Origin of the sequence: Aliivibrio sp. S3MY1, assembly GCF_028765575.1 — a bacterium.
Lineage (GTDB): Bacteria > Pseudomonadota > Gammaproteobacteria > Enterobacterales > Vibrionaceae > Aliivibrio.
Genome location: NZ_JARACO010000005.1, coordinates 45,616 through 70,441 on the forward strand (window position 1 = coordinate 45,616; position 24,826 = coordinate 70,441).

The window sequence follows — 24,826 nt, forward strand, 5'->3', positions numbered from 1 at the left end:
TAAGATAAACAGACCATAGTGAAAAAATAGGGTACAATCCCCCGCTTTCTGGATCAAGGTAATAGGGCGTAAAAGACGTATGAAAAAGCATCGTGCATTTCTCAAGTGGGCTGGCGGTAAATATAGCCTAGTAGAAGAAATTCAACGCCATCTTCCCGATGCTAGAAAACTGATCGAACCTTTTGTCGGTGCGGGCTCAGTTTTTTTGAATACTGACTATGATCAATACCTTCTTGCCGATATCAATCCTGATTTGATTAATCTTTATAATCACCTTAAAGATGACCCCGAACATTTTGTTGAAGACGCTCGTGCGTTATTCCAACCAGAATACAATCAAAAAGAAGTGTATCTAGATCTACGTATTGAATTTAATCAATGCACAGATACCTATCGTCGATCGTTACTTTTCCTATACATGAATCGTCATGGTTTTAATGGTTTATGCCGTTATAACAAAAAAGGCGGTTTTAATGTGCCTTTTGGTTCGTATAAGAAGCCGTATTTCCCTGAAAAAGAGATGTACTTTTTTGCTGAAAAAGCTAAGAAAGCAACGTTTGTTTGTGAGGGGTACGTAGAAACATTTAAGCGTGCTCGTAAAGGGTGCGTGATTTATTGTGATCCCCCTTATGCACCCCTATCAACAACCGCGAATTTTACCTCTTATGCGGGTAATGGTTTTTCATTAGATGATCAGGCCGCATTGGCTGATATCGCTGAAAAAGCAGCATTTGAACGTGATATCCCCGTTCTTGTTTCTAACCACGATACAACACTCACACGACGTTTGTACCATGGTGCAACCTTGAGTACGATTAAGGTAAAGCGCACTATTAGTCGAAATGGTGGCAGTAGAAATAAAGTGGATGAGCTAATGGCTCTGTTTTATGCGCCTAAATGTACTGAGTAAATAGAACATCCCCCTTCAAAATTCCGTTCAAAAGGTTAACAGAGCCTAAGACAGGTTTGTAATTATCAGGTAGAATTGCGCCGTCGATTTAATCGATTGCGCTATATCGTTATAGCGGTACTTAAATAATGATTAACCTGAGGCTCAATATGAAAGATTTTTTGATCGCACCATCTATTCTCTCTGCTGATTTTGCTCGTCTTGGTGAAGATGTTGAGAAAGTATTAGCATCAGGTGCCGATGTCGTTCACTTCGACGTAATGGATAACCACTATGTACCAAACCTAACGTTTGGCGCGCCAATCTGTAAAGCGCTGCGTGACTACGGCATTACTGCTCCTATCGATGTTCATTTAATGGTTAAGCCAGTAGATAGCCTGGTTCCTGAGTTCGCTAAAGCAGGCGCAACGATGATCACTTTTCATGTAGAAGCATCAGAACACATTGATCGCACGCTTCAATTAATTAAAGAAAACGGCTGTCAGGCTGGTGTGGTATTAAACCCAGCAACGCCATTATCTTGCCTTGATTACATTATGGATAAAGTAGATATGATCTTACTTATGTCTGTAAACCCAGGGTTTGGTGGTCAATCATTCATTCCTCATACCCTAGATAAACTGCGTGCAGTTCGTAAACTTATCGATGAATCTGGCCGTAATATACGTCTTGAAATTGATGGCGGTGTGAAGGTTGATAACATTCGTGAAATTGCTGAAGCGGGTGCGGATATGTTCGTAGCAGGCTCTGCTATTTTTAATCAACCAAACTACAAAGAAGTGATTGATGAAATGCGTGCTGAATTAGCAAAAGTGAAAGGTAATTAAGAACCATGTTTGAAAACATCAAACTGATCGCTTTTGATTTAGATGGAACGCTGCTTGATAGTGTTCCAGATTTAGCTCGTGCAGTTGACCTTGCAATGCAAGATGTTGGTTATCCAAGAGTAACGCTAGAACAAGCGTCTCATTGGATTGGCAACGGTGCTGATGTGCTTGTTTCTCGTGCATTAAGCCAAAGTGTTACCGTTCAAGAAGGACTAGACCCTGAATTGATTAAGCAGGCTCGTGCTCGTTTAGATCATCACTACCATGATGGTGGGCATGAGTTAAGTCACTTATACCCAAAAGTAAAAGAGACGCTAGAAGCGCTGCATCAGCAAGGATACACCTTAGCTTTAGTCACGAATAAACCTGCTCAATTTGTTCCAGAGTTGCTTGAGCAGCATCAACTAGATCACCTTTTTGTTGATGTCATTGGTGGCGATACCTTCGTTGAGAAGAAACCAAACCCATTTGCGCTAAATTGGCTACTCGATAAGCATCAATTAACCGCTTCTGAGATGTTGATGGTGGGCGACTCAAGAAATGATATTCAAGCGGCACAAGCGGCGGGTTGTTATAGCTTTGGTTTGACTTATGGCTATAACCATGGCGAACCAATAGCAGACAGTAAGCCAGATGTAGTCAGTGATGAATTTAATTATTTATTAGCCGTGATGAGTGTGGCAAGATAGTATTCATTGATAAGTACAGCTAAATATAATTTTTGGCCTTATCAAAACAAACAGAATAACCATTAAATGATCCCATCGTGGATCATTTAATTTTTACAGTTAAACAAGGAATCATAACCATGAGCAAGCCCATCGTATTAAGTGGTGTTCAACCATCAGGTGAACTAAGTATCGGTAACTACTTGGGTGCTCTACGTCAATGGCAACAGATGCAAGACGATTATGATTGTCAGTACTGTGTAGTAGACCTTCACGCCATTACGGTTCGCCAAGATCCTAAAGCGCTGCATGAAGCAACTCTCGATGCACTGGCAATTTGTCTAGCGGTTGGTGTTGATCCAAAGAAGAGCACGCTATTTGTTCAGTCGCACGTACCAGAGCATGCTCAACTTGGTTGGCTTCTTAACTGTTACACTCAAATGGGTGAATTGAATCGTATGACTCAATTCAAAGATAAATCAAAGCGTTATGCAAATGACATTAACGTAGGTTTGTTTGATTACCCAGTATTAATGGCGGCAGATATTCTTCTTTATGGTGCACATCAAGTGCCTGTAGGTAGCGATCAAAAGCAACACTTAGAATTAGCGCGTGATATTGCCAATCGTTTTAACAATATCTACAGCCCTGAAGCGCCATTATTTACCGTGCCAGAACCGTACATTCCACAAGTGAATGCGCGTGTAATGAGCCTGCAAGACGCGACGAAAAAAATGTCTAAATCAGATGATAACCGTAAAAACGTTATTACGCTGCTAGAAGATCCTAAGTCAATTCTTAAGAAGATTAATAAAGCACAAACAGATGCAGAAATGCCACCGCGTATAGCTCATGATTGGGAAAATAAAGCAGGTATATCAAACCTTATGGGTCTATACTCTGCGGCATCAGGTAAAACGTTTGAAGAGATCGAAGCGCAATACCAAGGTGTTGAAATGTACGGTCCATTCAAGAAAGACGTTGGTGAAGCCATTGTGACTATGCTTGAGCCGATTCAATCTGAATACAAGCGTATTCGTGACGATCGTGCCTACATGGATTCTGTTATGAAAGCGGGTGCAGAGAAAGCCTCTGAGCGCGCAGCTGTTACATTGAAAAAAGCGTTTGAAGCGGTTGGTTTTGTTACTCGCCCATAGTCTGTCGCTCTGATAAAATAGATTGCTCGTAGGGTTTCCTTGCGGGCAATTTTTATTTCTTATTCATCTTCCTAAGTAGTTTTTTATGCTGTTAATGATCGACAATTATGATTCGTTTACCTATAACTTATATCAGTATTTCTGTGAGTTAGGTGCTGAGGTAAAAGTGGTTCGTAATGATGAAATTGACATTGCAGGCATTGAAGCGCTTAACCCATCTCACTTGGTTATCTCTCCAGGCCCTTGTACTCCTAACGAGGCTGGCATTTCTTTGCAAGCCATTGAATATTTCGCAGGGAAATTACCAATTCTTGGCGTGTGTTTAGGCCATCAAGCTATTGCTCAAGTATTTGGTGGTGATGTGGTACGTGCTAAAAAAGTGATGCATGGAAAAACCTCCCCAATTATTCATACCAATCGAAGTGTATTTCAAGGGTTGAATAATCCGCTTACTGTTACTCGGTATCACTCTCTTGTTGTTAAAGCTGAGACCTTACCTAGCTGCTTTGAAATCACGGCATGGACGGAAAATGAAGTAGGAGAGATGGATGAAGTCATGGGTTTTTGCCACAAAACATTACCGATAGAAGCGGTACAATTTCACCCTGAATCGATAATGACAGAGCAAGGTCACGACATTCTTGCTAATTTTTTTAATAAATAATTAATATCACCTCAATTCCCTAGAGCGATCCAGTTCACCCTTCTTGCTTTTTCTTTTGTCTCTTCAGTGCATTTTTTATTTGATGATTTATGCATAAGAGCAATGCCATCTATTCTTATAAATTCGTTTACTTATCTAGTTGCCTACTATAGCTTGGAATTATAACTATTCTAATAAACTGACTCTTCAGTCATTTGTCGATATAAAATGGAACTTTTTTAGTTCAAAAAAAGAATTTTGTGCTATTGAAAAGGTTAATGGTTTGTAAATACTATGCTGAAAAACGGCATACGCAGAAGGAAAGTGTGATGACGACCAATTCAAACGTCGAACGTAAAGATTTTAATGATGTAATGGTACCTTGTTATAACCCAATGGAAATTATTCCAGTTAAAGGGGAAGGTGCTCGTGTATGGGATCAAGCAGGAAAAGAGTACATTGATTTTGCTGGAGGCATCGCCGTAAGTTGTTTAGGTCATTGTCACCCTGTGATGGTTAACGCGTTGCAAGAGCAATCACAGAAGCTGTGGCATCTTAGTAATGTGATGACCAATGAACCAGCTATTCGTTTAGCGAAAAAATTAACCGAAGTGTCATTTGCAGAAAAAGTATTTTTTGCGAACTCTGGTGCAGAAGCGAACGAAGCCGCACTTAAGTTAGCTCGACGCTGGGCAGTAGATGTTCATGGAGAAGAGAAAAGTGAAATCATCGCATTTAAACAAGGCTTCCATGGTCGAACTTTCTTTACCGTAACAGTCGGTGGCCAAGCGGCGTATTCTGATGGGTTTGGCCCTAAGCCGGGTGATATATCTCATCTTGAATACAATAATCTTGCAGAGCTTGAAGCGCACATGTCAGAAAAAACCTGTGCAATTATGATGGAACCATTGCAAGGTGAAGGTGGATTAATTTCTCCTACATCAGAATTTGTAGAAGGCGTTAGATCGCTGTGTGATAAATACAACGCACTGCTTATTTTTGATGAAGTACAAACAGGTAATGGTCGTACTGGTGACTTTTATGCTTATCAAGGTTTAGGTGTGACACCTGATATCTTAAGTACAGCAAAATCGTTAGGTGGCGGTTTCCCTATTGGTGCCATGCTAACAACAACAGAGTTGGCTCAACACTTAAAAGTGGGTACTCACGGTTCAACGTATGGTGGTAATCCATTAGCGTGTGCAGTGGCTGAGGCTGTAGTTGAAGAAGTCTCCAAACCAGAAACATTGGCTGGCGTAAAAGAGCGTGAGCAATGGTTCCGCGATGGACTAGAAGCGTTAAATACAAAATACGATATGTTCGCAGAGATCCGCGGCAAAGGGTTACTACTTGGCGCCGCATTAAATGACACATGGCAAGGTCGTGCTCGTGATGTTCTTGTTGCCGCAGGAGAGCAAGGGCTAATGGTACTTGTGGCTGGCGTGAATGTAGTTCGCTTTACACCATCGCTAGTGATCACAAAAGAAGACGTTGAGCTTGGTTTTACTCGTTTAGATAAGGCACTTGCGTCATTAAATAAATAGATTCATATAGAAATTTGGGCAACTCCGGAGTTTGGGGAGCCCTCTTTTTATTTAGATTTAAAACCTAGGTGTTCATTCCAATAGATAGCCTTGACGTTTTATCTATTGGACTTAGCACTGTCTATGAAACATCGCATCGGAGGGAATATTGATGCTTGTTATTCGTCCTATCACTCAGGAAGATTATCCTGCGCTTCATCAGTGTGCCGTAGAATCTGGCCATGGCTTTACCTCATTACCTGTCAATGAAGAGCAATTACGAAATCGAATTGATCACTCTATTGAGAGCTTTCAAAAAGAAGTTCAATCCCCTAGTACAGAAGGTTACCTCATGGTTGGGGAAGATTCGGTCACCGGTGAGGTTACGGGTACCACAGGGGTAGAAGCCGCCGTTGGTTTAGATTCACCTTTCTATAATTATCACATCAGTAAAGTGGTTCATTTCTCACGTAAGCTCAATGTTAATAATGTCGTGAAGGTACTGACTTTTGGCAGTAATTACACGGGTAGCACTGAAATATGTACGCTTTTCTTACGCCCTGAATTTCGTGAAGGTCTTAATGGACGATTGATGTCTAAAGCGCGTTTTTTAATGATGGCGGAGCACCCGCACCGTTTCTCTGACACCATCTTTGCTGAAATGCGTGGTGTTTCTGATGCAGAAGGAGAGTCTCCATTCTGGAAGTGGCTACAGAAGCATTTTTTCTCGATTGATTTTACCGAAGCGGATTATCTAACGGGTATTGGATATAAAGGATTCATTGCTGATCTTATGCCTAAGTTGCCGATCTACGTTAGCTTATTAAGTAAAGAGGCTCAGGCGGTTATTGGTAAGGTTCATGACAATACTAAACCTGCTCTAAGACTATTAGAAAATGAAGGTTTTCGCTGTCGAGGTTATGTCGATATTTTTGATGCAGGGCCGACGGTTGAATGTGATTTACGTAGCATAGAATCAGTGCGAAATTCATTTAAAGCTAAAGTTATCATCACAGAGCATAACAGCTCGCAGCAGTATTTAATTTCAAATACATCGTTTGAGAATTTCAGAGCAACAGCAACCACCGCCGCTTATGATAAAGCGACCGATACCGTTCATTTAACGCAAGAAGCGGCAACGGCACTGCAAGTAGATGTTGATGATTACGTACGTTTATTAGCTCAATAGAGGACAAAGGATATGACACATTGGATTGCAGGGGATTGGGTTTCAGGTAATGGTGAAACCATACAATCAATAAGCCCGTACAACAGTGACGTGGTGTGGGAAGGGAACAGCGCAACCAAAGAGCAGGTTGAGTCAGCTGTTAGTGCGGCACGGCATGCCTTTATTGAGTGGAAAAAACAGCCTTTTGAAGCGCGCCAAGTGATCATTGAGCGTTTTGCTGAGTTAGTAAAAGAAAATGCAGATCAGATAGCAGAAGTGATTGCTAAAGAGACAGGTAAACCTTTCTGGGAAACCAAAACCGAAGCCGGTGCGATGGTTGGGAAAATCGCGATTTCTATTCGTGCTTATCATGAAAGAACGCCCTATAAAGAGCGTGAAGCGGCAGGAAATAAAATTGTACTAAGACATCGACCTTTAGGTGTTATGGCTGTCTTTGGCCCGTATAACTTCCCAGGACACCTACCAAACGGTCATATCGTTCCTGCGTTGCTTGCGGGTAATACCGTGGTCTTAAAACCTTCAGAGCAGACGCCATGGACCAGTGAAGTCATTATGCGGCTGTGGCAGCAAGCAGGTTTGCCAAATGGTGTAATCAACTTAGTGCAAGGCGCTCGTGCAACAGGTGAAGCGCTAGCGGGGGCGAAAGGTATTGATGGCCTGTTATTTACCGGTAGTGCGAATACTGGACATATTCTGCATCGCCAATTTTCAGGAGACACAGGAAAAATGCTGGCTCTAGAAATGGGCGGCAATAACCCGATGGTGATTTCAAAAGATTTTGGTGATCAAGAAGCGACGGTTTATACCATTATTCAATCGGCATTCATTAGTGCGGGTCAACGTTGTACTTGCGCTCGTCGTTTGTATGTTCCTATTGGAAAAGCAGGCGATGATCTATTAGTTCGCCTTGTTGAGGTAGCAAAAAGCATTGTGGTTGACCAACCTTTTGCTGATAACGCGCCATTCATGGGACCGCAAATATCAGTCGCGGCGGCAGAATGTATTCTAAACGCCCAGAAGAATTTACAAAATATGGGTGGAGAGTCTTTGCTTGAAGCCAAAAGCTTAGGGCATGCCTTCGTTTCTCCGGGCATTATCGATGCGACTAAGATTGTTGAATTACCGGATGAAGAATACTTTGGACCACTACTGCAAGTGGTGCGTTATGAGACATTAGAAAAAGCGATAGAGCTTGCCAATGACACTCGCTATGGATTATCTGCAGGCCTTGTTTCAACGGATGACAGTGAGTGGGAATATTTTGTAGAACATATTCGTGCAGGGATTGTGAATCGAAATCGTCAATTAACGGGAGCGAGCGGTGACGCGCCATTTGGTGGTCCGGGGGCATCAGGAAACATGAAACCAAGTGCGTATTACGCGGCGGATTACTGTGCCTACCCAATGGCATCAATGGAAGGGGATACATGTGAAATCCCCGCTCAACTCTCTCCGGGTTTAACTCTATAAGAGGTGATAGGCATGAATAACGTAAATTCTTTATTTTCGTCATTGTGGCAAGATTATATTGCGCGCTTATCCCCATCGGCTGGGAAGGTGCATCAATTATTGTCTAATAATGATGAACTGATTAACGATCATATTGCGCTACGTACGTTTAATTTACCTAAAGTTGGACTACAGACTCTTGCTACGCCATTTTTAGCAATAGGCTATAAAGCGTGTGAGACATATGATTTTGAAGCGAAAAAACTCAAAGCGCAGCATTTTGAGCACCCAGATCCTAATGCGCCACTCGTGTTTATTAGTGAGATTTTAGTTGAAGAGTTATCACTTGAGACTCAGACGATCATTCATGCCTTGGTTGAGCAAGTTCCTACGCATTATTTTGCCACCAGTGATTTTCTTTCATCCGGCCGTCCTTGGTCGCTAAGCTTTGAAGAGTACCAAATATTAGCAAAAGAAAGTGAGTACGCTTCTTGGTTAGCGGCTCATGGTTATGGCGCTAATCACTTTACGGTTTACGTTAATCAGCTTGAAGCGTTTACTGAAGTGGTTGATGTGAACCAACACTTACGTGATGCCGGTTTTGCCATGAACGAAGTAGGTGGTGAAGTAAAAGGTTCTCCTGAGGTTTACTTAGAGCAGTCATCAACCATGGCCGATAAAGTGAAAGTGAGCTTTACTGAGGGGGAGTTTGAGATCCCTGGTGGGTTTTATGAATTTGCTAAGCGCTATACACTGCCAAACGGGAAAATATATACTGGGTTTGTCGCAGCGTCCGCGGACAAAATTTTTGAAAGCACAGACAGTTAATTCTAAAATTTAGGCATAAAAAAACGCAGCTCAAGGGCTGCGTTTTTATTCGTTTAAGATAAGCGTTAAATTAACGAGTACCGTAAACTACGATTGTTTTACCGTGTGCGGAGATCAAGTTCTGCTCTTCAAGCATCTTCAAGATACGGCCAACAGTTTCACGTGAACAACCTACAATTTGACCGATCTCTTGACGAGTGATCTTAATTTGCATGCCATCTGGGTGAGTCATTGCATCTGGTTGTTTAGCTAGATTCAATAGAGTCTGAGCGATACGGCCTGTCACGTCTAGGAATGCTAAATCACCTACTTTTTGGCTAGTGATTTGTAGACGAGTTGCCATTTGAGCAGAAAGACGCATCAGAATATCTGGGTTTACTTGGATAAGTTGACGGAATTTCTTAAATGAAATTTCAGCAACTTCACAAGGACTTTTTGCTCGAACCCATGCTGAACGTTCTTGACCTTCTTCAAACAAGCCAAGCTCACCAATGAAGTCACCTTGATTAAGGTAAGAAAGGATCATTTCCTTTCCTTCTTCATCTTTAATTAGCACAGCAACAGAACCTTTTACGATGTAGTAAAGTGTCTCAGCTTTTTCACCAGCGTGGATCAAAGTACTTTTTGAAGGATACTTATGAATGTGACAATGAGATAAGAACCACTCTAATGTTGGATCTGTCTGAGGTTTACCTAGAACCATACTTTATACTTCCTCTGCGTTTGCCAAGTAGGCGATGTCCATTTTAAAATAACTGAGCCAAATATCAGTTTGGCCTATACAATATGGTTATCGGAACAAGGCTGCATGTTCGTTGAGATAATTGATAAAATCATACCCTGTTTCGCCGTTGATTTCTTGACTTTGATCGTATGAAATGTGCGACCAAGGGCACAATTTCGTGAAATGGATCACGAGTTTTCCTTTTATGTAGTAAAGAGGCTTTTATGAACGCTGAAGTTAAATGGATTGATGGATTTACTTTCTTAGGTCAATCTCAATCTGGTCACTCCATTGTCATGGATGGTAATGGTGGAGAAAAAGCGCCAAGCCCAATGGAATTAGTGTTAATGGCTGCGGGTGGTTGCAGTTCCGTTGATGTGGTTGATGGTTTGAAATCAGCAGGTCAAGCGGTCACAGCTTGTATCGCAAAAGTATCAAGTGAGCGCAGAGCAACGGCACCAAAAATATTTACTCATGTAAATATTCACTTCGAAGTATCAGGGCATGATCTTGATAAGGCAATTGTTGAGAAGGTGACTGCGGATTCATTACAAAAGTATTGTTCTGTCTGTTTAATGCTGGGGGAAGGCATTGAAATGACACATTCGTGGGAGATTTTAGCTTAATCGTTATTCCTGTAATCATTATACCAATGACAGTAATTATCTGTTCATTATTATGGGTTAAATTACAACGAATAAAAAAGCCTTACTCGTTTGATCGAGTAAGGCTTTATTTTTGGTATGGTAATTATTTATTACAGGATAAAGCGGCTTAAATCTTCATCAGCAATTAATTTACCTAGACGCAAAGTGACATAATCGGCATCAACCACAAGACTTTCACCGTCTTTTTCTGATGCGTCGTAAGAGATCTCTTCCATCAGACGTTCCATCACGGTATGCAGACGACGCGCCCCAATGTTTTCTGTGCTTTCGTTAACTTGGAATGCGGATTCAGCAATACGGCTAATCCCATCTTCAGTAAATTCAATATTCACATTCTCTGTCGCCAATAAAGCAATGTATTGCTCTGTTAGCGATGCATTTGGTTCTGTTAGGATGCGCTTAAAGTCATTAGCCGTAAGTGCTTCAAGCTCAACTCGGATCGGTAAACGACCTTGTAGCTCTGGGATCAAATCAGATGGTTTTGCCATTTGGAAAGCACCTGATGTGATAAATAGCATGTGGTCTGTTTTTACCATGCCGTGCTTAGTGCTTACGGTGCTGCCTTCAACTAACGGAAGTAAATCGCGTTGCACACCTTCACGAGAAACATCACCAGATTGAGAGTTTGAACCTTTACAGATCTTATCAATTTCATCGATAAAGACGATGCCATGGTTTTCTACGTTAAAGATGGCTTGTTCTTTTAGTTCTTCAGGATTAACCAGCTTTACACCTTCTTCTTCAGTCAGTGCTTTAAGCGCATCTTTAATCTTCATTTTACGCTTTTTAGTGGTGCTGCCACCGGAAAGGTTTTGGAACATGTCTTGAAGTTGGTTTGTCATCTCTTCCATACCAGGAGGAGCCATGATCTCTACGCCAACTTGAGGGGCGGCAACATCAACTTCAATTTCCTTGTCATCTAGTTTGCCTTCACGTAATTTTTTACGGAAAGATTGGCGAGTGCCTGAGTTATTATCACCTTCTTCATTTTTACCCCATGCATCGCGTGCGGGTGGTAATAAAATATCAAGGATGCGATCTTCTGCTTGCTCTTCAGCGCGGAATTTTACTTTCTCTACCGCTTGCTGATGAGTCATTTTCATTGCCACATCAGTTAAGTCACGAATAATACTGTCGACTTCTTTACCAACATAGCCAACTTCGGTGAACTTAGTCGCTTCAACTTTAATGAAAGGTGCGTTTGCTAATTTAGCTAAACGGCGGGCAATCTCAGTTTTACCAACACCTGTTGGACCTATCATCAAAATATTCTTAGGGGTTACTTCTGCACGCAACTCTGGATTAAGTTGCATACGACGCCAGCGGTTACGTAGTGCGATCGCGACTGAACGTTTTGCTTTATCTTGACCAATAATATGGCTATCTAATTCGTGTACAATTTCACGAGGAGTCATCTCAGACATGGGTATTCCTTATTATTTGTCGTTAAACGTTCAGTTCTTCAACGGTATGATTATGGTTAGTGTAGACGTCAATATCGCCCGCAATCGTTAGTGCTTTTGTCGCAATTTCACGTGCATCTAAATCAGTATTTTCGAGTAATGCCGTCGCTGCAGAGCGAGCAAAGTAACCACCAGAACCAATGGTTAATAGATCATTATCGGCATTGATTAAATCACCCGTACCGCTGATGATTAAAGAGGTCGTTTTATCAGCAACGATTAACATTGCTTCAAGACGACGTAGAGTGCGGTCACTGCGCCACTCTTTTGCTAACTCAACCGCAGCTTTAGTTAGGTTGCCTTGATGCATTTCTAGTTTTCGTTCACACAGGTCGAACAGAATAAAGGCATCGGCAGTGCTGCCGGCAAAGCCAACAAGTACTGAATCATTGTATAGGCGACGTACTTTTTTAACGTTACCTTTCGCGATCATATCACCTTGAGATGCTTGGCCATCGCCAGCAACCACGACTTTGCCTTCACGGCGTACAGAAACAATTGTAGTCACGAGTAAAACCTCTTATTCGATGATGTCATTAATTAAAGCATGGCATCATCTTCATGATTATTACTATTGTAATGGGGGGAAGGAGAAGGGTTTTCAAGTTGAATAGATAGAAAAAAGGAGCACTCAATGCGCTCCTTTTTAAATGTGTGGTGCTATGGGCGATTTTAATCGCGTTCTTATGCTGCGTGATTACTGATCTTTCCAAATTGCACAAGGCTCAATTTTAGCGCGTTGTAATTTATGGCGATCTTTTTCGGCATCACGTTTAAATTTGTATGGACCAAGAACGACACGATACCAGCTGCTCCCTGATTTTTTTCGTACTGTTGAGCTTAAGCCTTGAAAAGCGATGTTCATTTTACGTTCTTCAGCTTGTGCGTTAGATTTATAGGCTCCACATTGCATAATGTAAGGGACCTCTGATACTTTCAGATCTTTTTGTACGACTTCAATTTCTTTATTTGGCAGCTCATCCATATAGCTCCATTGCTCTTCTGGCATAGGAGGGATATCTTCGCTATTGGTTTTCTTTTCTGTTTTAACTGGGGTGACTTCCGTTACCGTTGTTTTTTTCTCTGGTGTTGGGGCGTCGTTTAAAAAGTAAAGGGCATAGCCAAAAACAGCAACTAAGAGCCCAGCCACAGCCGCAGCTTTCCATGGCGTTGAACCTGTAGATTCAGGTAGCTTAGCGCCTTTTTTCTTGGTTGTTTTTTTTGTCGCTTTCTTAGGAGAGCGTCCACGTTTTACGTAATCTTTATTAGCCACAGTTCTTTACTTTACTAGATTTTAAAGAGAGTCGTTCATGGTAATCAGTTGTATGAATTCATACCAGTACTTGTGTAAAAAAGTACGCAAAAAGTCACTATTTAGACAAATAGATTACTTTAAAGAGCAATTTCTAATGAATTATTCTCATTATTTATCGTTTTAATATTAAGTTTAACGATTTTTTGGTGGTGCGGTACTCTCTCTGATAACTAAAGATGATTCTAATAATCGTGATCCTGAGCGAACATCATTGCCTTTTAATAGCTCTAGTAGCATGAGCATGGATTGACGACCAATTTCATAGCGAGGCTGCGAAATAGTGGTTAATGGTGGGTCGCAGTATTGTGAGAATTCAATATCATCAAAACCCATAATTGAAATATCTTGTGGAACACGAAAACCCATCTGTTTTGCTTTTTGAATTGCGCCAATGGCCATGATGTCATTGTGACAAAAAACAGCTGTTGGTGGTGAAGAGAGAGAGAGGAGTTGAGTTATTGCTGCTGCGCCTGCTTCAAAAGTAAAGTTACCATAATGAATATAGGCATTATTCATTGCGATACCAGCGCGGCGTAAGGCTTGTTGGTAGCCTTGATGTCTAAACTGACATAGTGAAGAACTTTCTGGTCCTGATAATTCAGCCACCCGTTTGTGACCTAATTTGGTTAGGTAGTTTACCGCTTCAAATGCAGCTGTTAGGTTGTCAATATGTACGGTTGGCAGTTCAAGTTCTGGCGCATATTCACATGCCATTACAAGAGGAGGTAAGTTCTTTTGTTCTTGACGACTGGCATTAAAAGGAAGATCTGATCCTAGCAATACCATTCCATCCACTTGTTTAGTGTAAACAAGATTTACAAAAGACTGCTCACGTTTTTGTTGTTGGCTGCTATCACCAACTAAAATGACATAACCATTCTCTACTGCTGCGTCTTCAATACCTCGTAGGATTTCACTGAAGTAAGGGTCACAAATATCAGGGACAATGGTGACAATCGTTTTTGATTCATTACGGCGCAACGTACGTGTTAATGTCGTTGGAGAATAACCTGTTTCTGATATTGCATCATTAACACGCTTACGAGTCGATAGTGAAACCTTCTCTGGAGTCATTAATGCTCGTGATACGGTAGCTGTTGATACTCCTGCCGATAAAGCAACGTCCTTCATTGTCGCCATAATATTCCTCTCCCAACCAAAATCAAATCTAAAGTAAACGATTGCTTAATTATTTTAAGAGATATTTTATGTGCAAAATAAAGATTTAAATACGGGTTATTTAACAAAAATTACATCTATATTGTGACTTGACTCACATGGAGGTCGATTGTTTTCTTTTTGTGCAAAAACAATCGCCATATAAACCCTTACCTTAACTAAGGTCTTGTGGTTCTATATCTAACGTCCAACGAATTTTCTTGGCGAGTGGAAGCAATTCAATCGCTGTTTTTGCACCACGTAACATGGATTGCATCACGGTTCTATTCGGAGCCTGAAAAAGCAGTTGCCAGCGGTATTTTCCTGCGCGTCGTGCTAATGGTGCAGGGATTGGGCCGAGTACCGGAGTTGCATCATGAAATTGTGGGTGACTTTCTAAAATATCACGTACTTGGCGTAGAAACTGCTCAACATTTTCATTGTTATTTGATTCTGCTCTAAACAGAGATAAGTGGCTGTAAGGTGGTAATTGTGCAAATTTACGCTCTTGTAAAGCATACTCAGCAAAGTGCCCATAGCCTTGATGTAATAAGCTCTGTAATAGGGAATGTTCAGGGTGGTGGGTTTGTAAAATCACTTCCCCCGGCTTACTCGCGCGTCCTGCACGTCCTGCCACTTGAATAAATAACTGAGCTAGGCGCTCTGGTGCTCGAAAATCACTACTAAATAGCGAGCTATCGACATCAATTAATCCGACTAAGGTAACATTGGGAAAGTGGTGGCCTTTTGCTAACATTTGAGTACCAATTAGAATTTGATATTCATTATTTTTGATCGCGTCTAAATAATTCTCTAGGCTGCCTTTTCGACGAGTACTGTCCCTATCAATACGTACAGTCTTGTATTCAGGAAATAAGTTCATTAACTGAGTTTCAAGTTGTTCTGTACCTACTCCAACCGAGATCAGCTGAGTTGAGCCACATCCACCACATTGATGCATGATCGGTTGTTGTGAGCCGCAATGGTGACAACGGATCTCGCTACTGTGTTGGTGGAATGTGTAGAAAGCATCGCAACGTTTACATTCCGCCATCCAACCACATTCGTGGCACATTAAGGCTGGAGAGAAGCCTCGACGGTTTAAAAATAACATTACCTGATTGCCTTCAGATAAGTGCTTTCTCATTTGAGCAATTAAAGGTGCAGATAAACCGCTGTTTAAATATAGACCTTTTACATCTAATACCCCATGCCGAGCTGGAATCGCTGTACCTGCACGTTTCGTTAGCGTTAAGTGATGATATTTTCCAACCTTAGCGTTGTGTAGTGTCTCTAGTGCGGGTGTTGCTGAGCCTAAAATAATAGGGATGTTATCTAAATTGGCACGCATCACGGCAAGATCACGAGCGTGATATCTCATGCTGTCTTGCTGTTTATAAGAGACGTCATGCTCTTCATCAACAATGATGATGCCAAGATCATTAAATGGGGTGAAAAGGGCTGAGCGAGTACCTATGATAATACCTGCGTGATTGTCTCGTGCTGCTAACCATGAATTTAAACGTTCGGTGTCATTTAGACCTGAGTGAATAACATCGACAGGAACATTGAAGCGACGCTTAAAGCGATTAATCGTTTGTGGGGTTAAGCCAATTTCAGGAACCAAAACCAGAGCTTGGCGGCCTGCTTTCAGAATGGGCTCTAATAATTGCAAATACACTTCGGTTTTTCCTGAGCCTGTTACGCCATCTAGCAAATAACAGCCGAAGCCAGGACTTGCATTGACGGTTGCAATCGCAATGGCTTGTTCTTCATTGAGTTGTGGTTTCTCTTGAGTTACCTCAACATTGCGTTGCCAATAGCTCGGTTTTGGAGCAAGAGATATCTCTTCTATCCAACCTTTATCTGCGACTGCTTTTAACGTGGCAGGGTTTATATCTTCTTCAAGCATTTGCTCATGGCTGCATTGCTGATGGCGTACTAAATTGAGAGCTTTCGCTTGCTTAGGAGCACGAGTTAATTTATTGAGATCTTGATTTTTTCCTAGTTCAGTCACTTGCCATGCTTTTAATGCAGAAAAACTGGCTTCTCGGCCTTTACGTAGCCACGCAGGCATTGCATTAGCCAAGGTTTCACCTAAAGGATACTGATAATAGGTACTACTCCAATTAAGCAGCTTATAAAGATGAGGAGGCCACAATGAGCTGTTATCAAGTACGGCATCAATGCCTTTTAACTTTTCACGAGAAAATTCAGATTCATTACTGAGGTTTACAACGATGCCAATTAAACGTTGACGACCAAAAGGCACCTTTACACGACCACCAATGACAGGTGTTTGACCCGGTTTGATTAAATAATCAAAGGTGCGGTCAAGAGGAACAGGCAGTGCAATGTGGGCGATTGAATACAGCATGGATAACATCAGTAAGGAATAAGATGAGGAATAGTCTACTCTTAGATAAGAATATCGCAACGGAGTAAAATAATCGGTGAAAAAAGTAACAGATTAGTTGATTGATCGCTCCGGATTCATTATTATACGCGACCTTAAGTAGGTGTAATCTGTTTACGCCTACTATTTTTGTTAAACTACGTGTGGTGTTCGGCTTAGATTCGGATGGCGACACGGCCTAAACTATAAGGTTTTCCCCATGAAAGTAGGTATCCACCCAGAATACAAAGCTGTTCAAGCTACTTGTTCTTGCGGCAACGAATTTGAATTCAAATCTGCGCTAGGCAAAGACACAATCCACCTAGACGTATGTGGCGAATGTCACCCGTTCTACACTGGTAAGCAACGTATCGTAGATACTGGCGGCCGTGTTGATCGTTTCAACAAACGTTTCGGTGCAATTGGTTCTAAGAAATAATTACCAATTTCCGATAAAAGAGGAGTCCTATAGGGCTCCTTTTTTTATGCCTAAAAAACAGATTTTGACCATTTTATCCCTCATTATTGTTGGTACGATGTGTATACCAAGGCTATGAAGTTTGAGATAGATCAACTATTATACAATTCATTGTTTTAAAACAATCCTCTTATAATTATTAGCATTCAGGAAAACACCATGTCTGACGATTTTCGCGAACAAGCTCTCCATTATCACGCTTACCCAACGCCGGGTAAAATTGAAATAGCACTGACTAAGCCTGCAAATACAGCAGAAGACTTAGCGCTAGCCTACAGCCCTGGTGTTGCTGAGCCAGTACGTGAAATCGCAAAGAACCCAGATGATGTTTATAAGTACACATCAAAAGGCAACATGGTTGCAGTTATTTCAAACGGCACCGCTATTCTTGGTTTAGGTAACTTAGGCCCTTTGGCTTCAAAGCCTGTTATGGAAGGTAAATCATTACTTTTCAAACGCTTTGCTGGTTTGGATTCTATTGATATTGAAGTAAAACACCGCACTATCGATGAGTTTGTTGATACGGTTGCGAACATTGCAGATACTTTTGGTGGTATCAACCTAGAAGATATCAAAGCCCCTGACTGTTTTGAGATTGAACGTCGCCTGATTAGAACGTTGTGATGTACCTGTATTCCATGATGATCAACATGGCACTGCGATTGTAACCGCTGCGGGCATGTTGAATGCGATTGAGCTGCAAGGTAAAAAGCTAGAAGATGCAATCATTGTTTGTCTTGGTGCTGGTGCTGCTGCCGTTGCGTGTATGGAGCAACTGATCAAGTGTGGCGCAGTGCGTGAGAAGATCTACATGTTGGATCGTAAAGGTGTAATTCACACTCGTCGTGATGATATTAATGAATACAAACAACGTTTTGCTAATAACACTGATAAGCGCACGCTTGAAGATGTTATTGAAGGTGCAGATTTATTCTTAGGGGTATCAGGTCCAAACCTATTACCACCTGAAGCCTTAAAATTAATGGCTGACAAGCCAGTTGTCTTTGCATGTTCAAACCCTGATCCAGAAATTAAACCTGAACTTGCTCATGAGGTTCGCGATGATTTAATCATGGGCACGGGGCGTTCAGATTATCCAAACCAAGTAAACAATGTGCTGTGTTTCCCATTCATTTTCCGTGGCGCACTAGATGTTCGTGCAAGCGTGATTAACGATGAGATGAAGTTAGCAGCAGTTGAAGCGATTCGTCAGTTAACAAAAGAGCCAGTACCTGCTGAAGTATTAAAAGCCGCAGGGGTTGATGCTCTAGAGTTTGGTAAAGGCTACATCATTCCTAAGCCAATGGATCCTCGTTTGCTTCCTCGTGTTGCTAAAGCGGTAGCACAAGCAGCGGTTGATTCAGGTGTGGCACGTATTGAAATGCCAGAAGGTTACATGGAAGCGTAATTCGTTTTCCTATCTCTTTAACGCATAAAAAGGCTCCCTACATCATTGATGAGGAAGCCTTTTTGTTTAGGGTTTAGTTATAAGGTGTCATTACCACCAAGCTTCAACTTGGATACCAGCAACATATTCACCATCGCCCTTTTCACCAAAGGTTGTACCTTCGTCATCTGTAATGTATGAGCCGTAAACACGGATTTCAGGACGAGCCCAGAAGCTATCTCCCATTGCCCAAGCTTGTGCTACCGTTAATTTACTACCCGCTTTATCTGTATCATCAGTGAGTGTTTCTGTGAAGTAACCGGCTTCAAAAATAGTGCGCATTGTGTCGTTCCATTTGTACATAGGACGAACAACAACAGAGGCTAATGAGTGAGTACCTTGATCATAATCAGAACTTGCATATAGCGCTTGGTGTCCCATTTCCCACGATTGACCAACGTTCATTACACCCCAGTTAATTAAGCGGTAACCTGTGACATGATTATTATCACCAGAACGGTCAAAATATCCACCAGCACCTAGGCTGGCCATTTGAGCGCCGTAAGAGCTGGTACCAAATTGAACAACCGTTTGGTTAAAGCCATTGCTTAACCCTTGTTGTAAGATTGCAGATAGCAAAACGCCATCATCGGCTTTTAGGTTTTGGTTATCACCAGCGGTTGCAAAATTATATGCGGCAGCCACTTCTAAAGAAGCGTCAGCCCAAAGGTTTATATTGGCTAAGCGCATATCAAGAATGTAGGCATTTACGTCTTCTGATTTATATTTTTCTTCATAATCAGCTTGATTTCCAGGGTTACCTCCTGGTTTTAGTACCCATTCTTTATTGGTGTCACTTTTTTGAGAACCATTATCTTGCATTAATGCAATCGAGAATTTTTGATCACCTACAGAGATGTTTTCAACACCGCCACCAGTGCCTGATGTGTTTAAGAAGTAGAAATCGGTGATATGAATATCTTTACGTTGATAGTAAGTTTTACCAGCCCAAAGCGTAGCCTCTTTATCAAATTCTAAAACGCCTTTCGCTTTTATTGCAAACTGAGCAACATTGAAATCGCCATCTTCCCAGCCATTAGAGCCATCAACGCCAGATGCAATCATTGATTCTAAGCGCCACGTTTGCTCACCAGTTTCTAGATCTTGTGCAAAACCAAATTCAGAGTAGTTATCATTTTCATTACCTAAACGACCGACTTTATTTTTTTCAAATGACAGATCACCATCACCATTACCACTGATGCCCGTACCAGCACGCATGTAACCATTAAAATCAACAGCAGAAACGGTTGGAGCAAGTAGGGCAGCAGAGATTGTTGCAGCAAGCAAAGTGTATTTGTTCATTTTCATCTTAAATCCCTCTTCCTTTAACAGGATATTTTTATTTAAGAATGTTTACTTAACCAAGGCAGTGTAGGGCGGTTTAATAAGCATTCAATTCAGTTGACGAGAAATAGATTAAAAATAAATCACAATATTGAACTCATCCTTCTTTTATAAAGAATAGGGCGTAGAGCTAGGGAGGAGAAAATTTGGGTACAGGTCGTCTATTGACGATAATCACATTTAGTAGGAGTGATTGAATAGATTTATGAGATAAGGCTCACGTAGGAAGATATTTTGAAATTGAAATTAATGCAAAAATGGAGAAGATAAAGAAAATAAGGAATAATCAGAAGTGTGAGCTAACCAACAGTAGAGTCTGTTGGTTAGAAAAAAGTCAATATTTACTCGTCATCAAATGCTTCGAACTCAATACCCATTGCAGTCATTAAGGCTTTAGCTTCTGCTGGAATATCATCTGGGCGATCTTTACGTAAGTCTTCATCTGTTGGTAAAGGTTGGCCTGTGTAAGCATGAAGAAATGCTTCACATAATAATTCGCTGTTCGTTGCGTGACGTAGGTTACTTACTTGGCGACGCGTACGTTCATCAGTAAGGATTTGTAGTACCTTTGTTGGAATAGAAACAGTAATTTTTTTTACTTGTTCGCTTTTCTTACCGTGTTCGGCATAAGGACTTAAATAGTCACCATTCCAATCAGCCATTGTTCACCTTCGTTCTGGGTTATTGTTGTTTAAAATACGATAGGCTAATTCTAGCGATATTTACTTCCATAAGCAAAGATATATAGACGTCTGGAAGTATTGACGTCTCATTTTGTAATGGTAAAGTAGAAGAATATAACTTATGGATTAGATTATATCAGTCATCTGAGATAGATGAGTAGAAAATTACCGCTTTATATCTCATTAAGGTGATTGCTATTAGACCACTGCCTAGCAGTTTGGAAGGGAAATTATGAGCGAGAGAAAACCTGCAACTATTGCTGTTCGTACCGGTATTGAGACTGACTCACAACACAATGCGGTTGTACCTCCTATCTACTTATCAACTAACTACAGCTTCCCTGAATTTGGTGATGTACCAAAATACGATTATGCTCGCTCAGGTAACCCAACTCGAACTCAACTCGAAACCACGTTATCTGATTTAGAGTGTGGCGCTGGTGCCGTTGTTACTAACTGCGGAACTTCTGCACTTAACTTAATGGTTTCAGCTCTGCTTGGTCCTGATGATCTTATTATTGCACCTCATGACTGTTATGGCGGTACGTATCGTTTATTTAATACTCGTGCCAATAAAGGTGACTTCCAAACTTTATTTGTCGACCAATCTGATAGCGACGCACTTGATGCTGCGATTGCTAAAAAGCCAAAACTTATTTTATTAGAGACGCCATCTAATCCATTAGTTAGAGTGGTTGATATTGCTGAGATTTGTCAAAAAGCCGCAAAAGTCGGCGCTTTAGTCGCTGTCGACAACACCTTCCTTTCTCCTGTATTACAGCAACCTCTAACATTGGGTGCTGATTTTGTTTTGCACTCTACAACCAAATACATTAACGGTCATTCAGATGTCGTCGGCGGTGTATTAATCTCAAAAACGCAAGAACACGCAAATGAACTAGCATGGTGGGGAAACTGTATTGGTGCGACAGGAACGGCTTTTGATAGCTATTTAACCCTACGTGGAATTCGTACTCTTAGTGCTCGTATGCGAGTGCATGAAGAGAATGCAATGGAGGTGCTTAAGTACCTTCAAGAAGAAGCTTTAGTTGGAACGATTTATCATCCAAGCTTACCTGATCATCCAGGTCATGAGATTGCAAAGCGCCAGCAAGCAGGGTTTGGTGCGATGTTAAGTTTTGAGCTAAATGGCTCACTAGAACAGCTGAAAGTGTTTGTGAAAGAGCTAAAATATTTCTCTTTAGCAGAATCTCTTGGTGGTGTAGAAAGTTTGATTGCTCACCCTGGCACAATGACTCATCGAGCAATGTCAGATCAAGCACAAGCCGAAGCGGGTTTAGTTCCAACGCTGCTACGCATTTCGGTTGGATTAGAAGACAGTCGTGATCTTATCGCGGATCTGAAACAAGCCTTCGTTATCGCAGCAGAGGTGAAGTAATGACAGGATTAGTACCACGTCAGTTACATAAGTTCGGTGGTAGTAGCCTTGCCGATCCAGAATGCTATCGACGTGTCGCGACTATTTTAAAAGAGTATTCAAGTGAGCATGATCTAGTTGTCGTGTCTGCTGCGGGCAACACCACAAACCGAATTTTAGAATGGTTTGATGGTTTATTAAAAGATGGCCGATTAGCACATGAAGTCTTGGAGTCTTTACGCAAGTACCAACAAGAGCTGATTTCAGAATTACTTAGTGCTGAAAATGCGGAACCATTACTTGAGCTACTGCATAAAGAACTGATTGCTATTGGTCAATTGCACGCGCCCTTAACAGAAGTTCAACAGGCTGATGTGCTTGGGCATGGTGAAGTATGGTCATCTCGACTGCTTTCTGCGTATTTAAATCAAATTGACTTACAGGCAGCGCCACTCGACTCTCGAACTTTTTTACGTGCGGAGAGAGCTGCTCAACCTGAAGTAGACCGTTCACTGTCGTGGCCACTATTTAAAGAGCAAATTGCTCAGCATCCTCATGGGCGCATCGTGATCACCGGCTTTATGGCTCGTGATAAAAAAGGAGAAACCGTATTACTGGGTCGTAATGGCTCTGACTATTCAGCGACTATGATCGGAGCATTAGCTGAGGTCTCTCGCGTTACTATTTGGAGTGATGTCGCAGGGGTATTTAGTGCCGATCCTCGAAAAGTGGAAGATGCTTGTTTATTGCCTTTGCTTCGCTTAGATGAAGCGAGTGAGTTGGCTCGATTAGCGGCGCCAGTATTACACAGCCGAACCTTACAACCTGTCGCTCAAAGTGCATTGGATTTAAGTTTACGTTGTAGTTATCAGCCAGAATCTGGCTCGACTCGCATTGAACGTGTATTGGCTTCTGGACGTGGTGCGAAAATTGTCACCTCATTAGAAGATGTGTATTTGATCCAATTAGGCTTTGGCCGAGGACAAGATTTTGAACGTGCGAAACAAGAGGTTCTTTCTCTTCTTACTCGCTCTCAACTTCAACCTTTGGCATTAGAAGCACAGGCTGATCAGTTTACGCTATTACTTGCTTATACTTCAGAAGTCGTCCATGAAGCCTTAGAACGGTTACAGAACTCAGCGGTTCATGCTGAAATTAAGCTTAAAGAGGGTTACTCGATGATTGCGGCGGTTGGTGCTGGCGTGACGAGTAATGCGATTCATAGCCATGGTTTTTATCATCAATTAAAGAACTGTCCATTAGAGTTTGTGTGTGAATCAGAATCTGGTTTAAGCTTAGTTGCAATATTACGTAAAGTGGATACAACGCCAGTAATTAATAGTATTCATACTCACTTATTCCAAGCTCAAAAACGTGTTGCGCTTGTGCTATGTGGGCATGGCAATATTGGCTCTCAATGGTTGTCTCTTTTTACTGAGCAAAAACGTAATCTTGAAAAACGTCATGGTATGCAGTTTTCACTTGTCGGAATCATTGGCCGCCATCGTCATTGGCTAGATTTCGATGGATTAGATCCCACGTCTGTCATTGGAAAGTTTGATGATGAAGCGATCTCATATCAGAATTTTGATTGGATAGAAAAGCTTGGATTAGTTCAAGGCTACGATGATGTTGTCGTACTTGATGTAACTGCAAGTGCCGAGCTGTCACAGCAATATACGAAAATTGCAGAGCAGGGGATTCATCTTATTTCTGCAAACAAGGTAGCGGGTTCGGCTCCGAGTGAAGAATATCAAGCGGTGGTTGATGCGTTTGCAAAGACAGGGCGCCACTGGTTATATAATGCAACCGTTGGCGCTGGTCTCCCTATCAATCACACCGTCAGAGATTTACGAGAAAGTGGTGATGAAATTGTTGCACTATCAGGCATTTTCTCTGGAACCTTATCATGGTTATTCCAACAGTATACTGGTGATGTCCCTTTTACTGAATTAGTCGATCTTGCTTGGCAACAAGGTCTCACCGAACCGGATCCTCGTAATGATTTAGATGGCTCAGATGTCATGAGGAAATTAGTAATTTTAGCGCGCGAAGCAGGGTTGAAGATAGAACCAACGCAAGTCAAAGTTGAGTCTTTAGTTCCTGCTGAGCTAAAAGACATTAGCTTGGATGACTTTCTTGCAAAGGGTGAACTAATTAATCTCGCATTGCTTGAGCGCTTAGAGAAAGCACAAAAAGAGCAAAAAGTGTTACGTTATGTTGCACGGTTAAACAAAGATGGAAGTGCCACTGTGAGTATCGAAGCACTTGCTGAGCACCATGCATTAGCCAATTTACTTCCTTGTGATAATATCTTTGCCATTGAAAGTAAATGGTATAAAGATAACCCATTAGTTATTCGAGGGCCGGGAGCAGGAAGAGAAGTAACCGCAGGGGCAATCCAATCTGACTTGAATCGAATTTCGTCACTTTTCTAACATAATCGATTGATATTTCTTATTATTAAACCATGCCATATTGCATGGTTTTTTTTGGTTTGTAGGAAAAAATGGATTAAATATAGCTTTAGATAAATTTACATTTATTGCTAATTAGTTGATCTATAAGTTTTATTT

Annotated in this window: 21 protein-coding genes and 1 pseudogene; 14 read left to right on the forward strand and 8 right to left on the reverse strand. The window is 41.4% G+C overall.

Features of this window, described 5'->3' with window-relative positions:
- The first annotated feature begins 79 nt into the window (after nucleotides 1-79).
- The 9 genes from dam (at nucleotide 80) to PVK62_RS04960 (ending at nucleotide 9,194) form a co-directional block, all read left to right on the forward strand.
- Entirely contained in the window at nucleotides 80-910 is an 831-nt protein-coding gene (dam, locus tag PVK62_RS04920) for an adenine-specific DNA-methyltransferase (RefSeq protein ID WP_274442402.1), read from the forward strand.
- A 149-nt stretch (nucleotides 911-1,059) separates the two neighbouring features.
- Nucleotides 1,060-1,737, forward strand: coding sequence for a ribulose-phosphate 3-epimerase (rpe, locus tag PVK62_RS04925; protein WP_274442403.1), 678 nt, complete (start codon nucleotides 1,060-1,062; stop codon nucleotides 1,735-1,737).
- Between the two features lie 5 nt (nucleotides 1,738-1,742).
- Nucleotides 1,743-2,426, forward strand: coding sequence for a phosphoglycolate phosphatase (locus PVK62_RS04930; RefSeq protein WP_274442404.1), 684 nt, complete (start codon nucleotides 1,743-1,745; stop codon nucleotides 2,424-2,426).
- Between the two features lie 119 nt (nucleotides 2,427-2,545).
- Nucleotides 2,546-3,562 carry a tryptophan--tRNA ligase gene (gene trpS / locus PVK62_RS04935; protein WP_274442405.1) on the forward strand — a complete coding sequence of 339 codons (1,017 nt, stop codon included), beginning with the start codon at nucleotides 2,546-2,548 and terminating at the stop codon, nucleotides 3,560-3,562.
- Between the two features lie 85 nt (nucleotides 3,563-3,647).
- Nucleotides 3,648-4,226, forward strand: a complete 579-nt coding sequence (locus tag PVK62_RS04940) for an aminodeoxychorismate/anthranilate synthase component II (RefSeq protein ID WP_274442406.1) — start codon at nucleotides 3,648-3,650, stop codon at nucleotides 4,224-4,226.
- A 308-nt stretch (nucleotides 4,227-4,534) separates the two neighbouring features.
- Complete coding sequence (locus PVK62_RS04945; RefSeq protein WP_274442407.1) at nucleotides 4,535-5,749, forward strand: aspartate aminotransferase family protein; 1,215 nt, start codon at nucleotides 4,535-4,537, stop codon at nucleotides 5,747-5,749.
- Between the two features lie 151 nt (nucleotides 5,750-5,900).
- A complete protein-coding gene (gene astA / locus PVK62_RS04950; protein WP_274442408.1) occupies nucleotides 5,901-6,917 on the forward strand; it encodes an arginine N-succinyltransferase in 1,017 nt (338 codons plus the stop codon).
- A 12-nt stretch (nucleotides 6,918-6,929) separates the two neighbouring features.
- Complete coding sequence (gene astD / locus PVK62_RS04955) at nucleotides 6,930-8,387, forward strand: succinylglutamate-semialdehyde dehydrogenase (RefSeq protein ID WP_274442409.1); 1,458 nt, start codon at nucleotides 6,930-6,932, stop codon at nucleotides 8,385-8,387.
- Nucleotides 8,388-8,399: 12 nt separating this feature from the next.
- On the forward strand, nucleotides 8,400-9,194 hold the full coding sequence (locus PVK62_RS04960; RefSeq protein ID WP_274442410.1) for a DUF1338 domain-containing protein: 795 nt from the start codon (nucleotides 8,400-8,402) through the stop codon (nucleotides 9,192-9,194).
- A gap of 70 nt (nucleotides 9,195-9,264) precedes the next feature.
- Here PVK62_RS04960 and crp read toward each other — a convergent pair whose 3' ends face one another.
- A complete protein-coding gene (gene crp, locus PVK62_RS04965) occupies nucleotides 9,265-9,897 on the reverse strand; it encodes a cAMP-activated global transcriptional regulator CRP (RefSeq protein ID WP_005421074.1) in 633 nt (210 codons plus the stop codon).
- 245 nt (nucleotides 9,898-10,142) lie between these two features.
- On the opposite strand from crp, the gene PVK62_RS04970 reads away from it, so the two are divergent.
- Nucleotides 10,143-10,544: an OsmC family protein gene (locus PVK62_RS04970; RefSeq protein WP_274442411.1), complete on the forward strand. Its 402-nt coding sequence runs from the start codon at nucleotides 10,143-10,145 to the stop codon at nucleotides 10,542-10,544.
- Nucleotides 10,545-10,675: 131 nt separating this feature from the next.
- Here PVK62_RS04970 and hslU read toward each other — a convergent pair whose 3' ends face one another.
- The 5 genes from hslU to priA all read right to left on the reverse strand — a co-directional run bounded on the left by hslU (nucleotide 10,676) and on the right by priA (nucleotide 16,899).
- Nucleotides 10,676-12,010, reverse strand: a complete 1,335-nt coding sequence (hslU, locus tag PVK62_RS04975) for an HslU--HslV peptidase ATPase subunit (protein WP_274442413.1) — start codon at nucleotides 12,008-12,010, stop codon at nucleotides 10,676-10,678.
- Nucleotides 12,011-12,032: 22 nt separating this feature from the next.
- Entirely contained in the window at nucleotides 12,033-12,557 is a 525-nt protein-coding gene (gene hslV / locus PVK62_RS04980; RefSeq protein WP_122033733.1) for an ATP-dependent protease subunit HslV, read from the reverse strand.
- Nucleotides 12,558-12,746: 189 nt separating this feature from the next.
- Nucleotides 12,747-13,322 carry an SPOR domain-containing protein gene (locus PVK62_RS04985; protein ID WP_274442414.1) on the reverse strand — a complete coding sequence of 192 codons (576 nt, stop codon included), beginning with the start codon at nucleotides 13,320-13,322 and terminating at the stop codon, nucleotides 12,747-12,749.
- Between the two features lie 174 nt (nucleotides 13,323-13,496).
- Entirely contained in the window at nucleotides 13,497-14,504 is a 1,008-nt protein-coding gene (cytR, locus tag PVK62_RS04990; protein WP_274442415.1) for a DNA-binding transcriptional regulator CytR, read from the reverse strand.
- A gap of 193 nt (nucleotides 14,505-14,697) precedes the next feature.
- Entirely contained in the window at nucleotides 14,698-16,899 is a 2,202-nt protein-coding gene (gene priA / locus PVK62_RS04995) for a primosomal protein N' (RefSeq protein ID WP_274442416.1), read from the reverse strand.
- Nucleotides 16,900-17,137: 238 nt separating this feature from the next.
- Here priA and rpmE point away from each other — a divergent pair, with 238 nt between their 5' ends.
- A complete protein-coding gene (gene rpmE, locus PVK62_RS05000) occupies nucleotides 17,138-17,356 on the forward strand; it encodes a 50S ribosomal protein L31 (protein WP_122033730.1) in 219 nt (72 codons plus the stop codon).
- Nucleotides 17,357-17,554: 198 nt separating this feature from the next.
- A pseudogene (locus PVK62_RS05005) lies at nucleotides 17,555-18,803 on the forward strand (malic enzyme-like NAD(P)-binding protein).
- A gap of 90 nt (nucleotides 18,804-18,893) precedes the next feature.
- On the opposite strand, the gene lamB reads toward PVK62_RS05005, so the two are convergent.
- A complete protein-coding gene (lamB, locus tag PVK62_RS05010) occupies nucleotides 18,894-20,147 on the reverse strand; it encodes a maltoporin LamB (RefSeq protein ID WP_274442529.1) in 1,254 nt (417 codons plus the stop codon).
- Nucleotides 20,148-20,530: 383 nt separating this feature from the next.
- Complete coding sequence (gene metJ / locus PVK62_RS05015; protein ID WP_045101132.1) at nucleotides 20,531-20,851, reverse strand: met regulon transcriptional regulator MetJ; 321 nt, start codon at nucleotides 20,849-20,851, stop codon at nucleotides 20,531-20,533.
- Between the two features lie 253 nt (nucleotides 20,852-21,104).
- Between metJ and PVK62_RS05020 the strand changes: the two genes are divergently transcribed.
- Entirely contained in the window at nucleotides 21,105-22,271 is a 1,167-nt protein-coding gene (locus PVK62_RS05020) for an O-succinylhomoserine (thiol)-lyase (protein WP_274442421.1), read from the forward strand.
- On the forward strand, nucleotides 22,271-24,688 hold the full coding sequence (locus PVK62_RS05025) for a bifunctional aspartate kinase/homoserine dehydrogenase II (RefSeq protein ID WP_274442422.1): 2,418 nt from the start codon (nucleotides 22,271-22,273) through the stop codon (nucleotides 24,686-24,688). The genes PVK62_RS05020 and PVK62_RS05025 overlap by 1 nt, the downstream gene beginning before the upstream one ends.
- Nucleotides 24,689-24,826 lie beyond the last annotated feature (138 nt).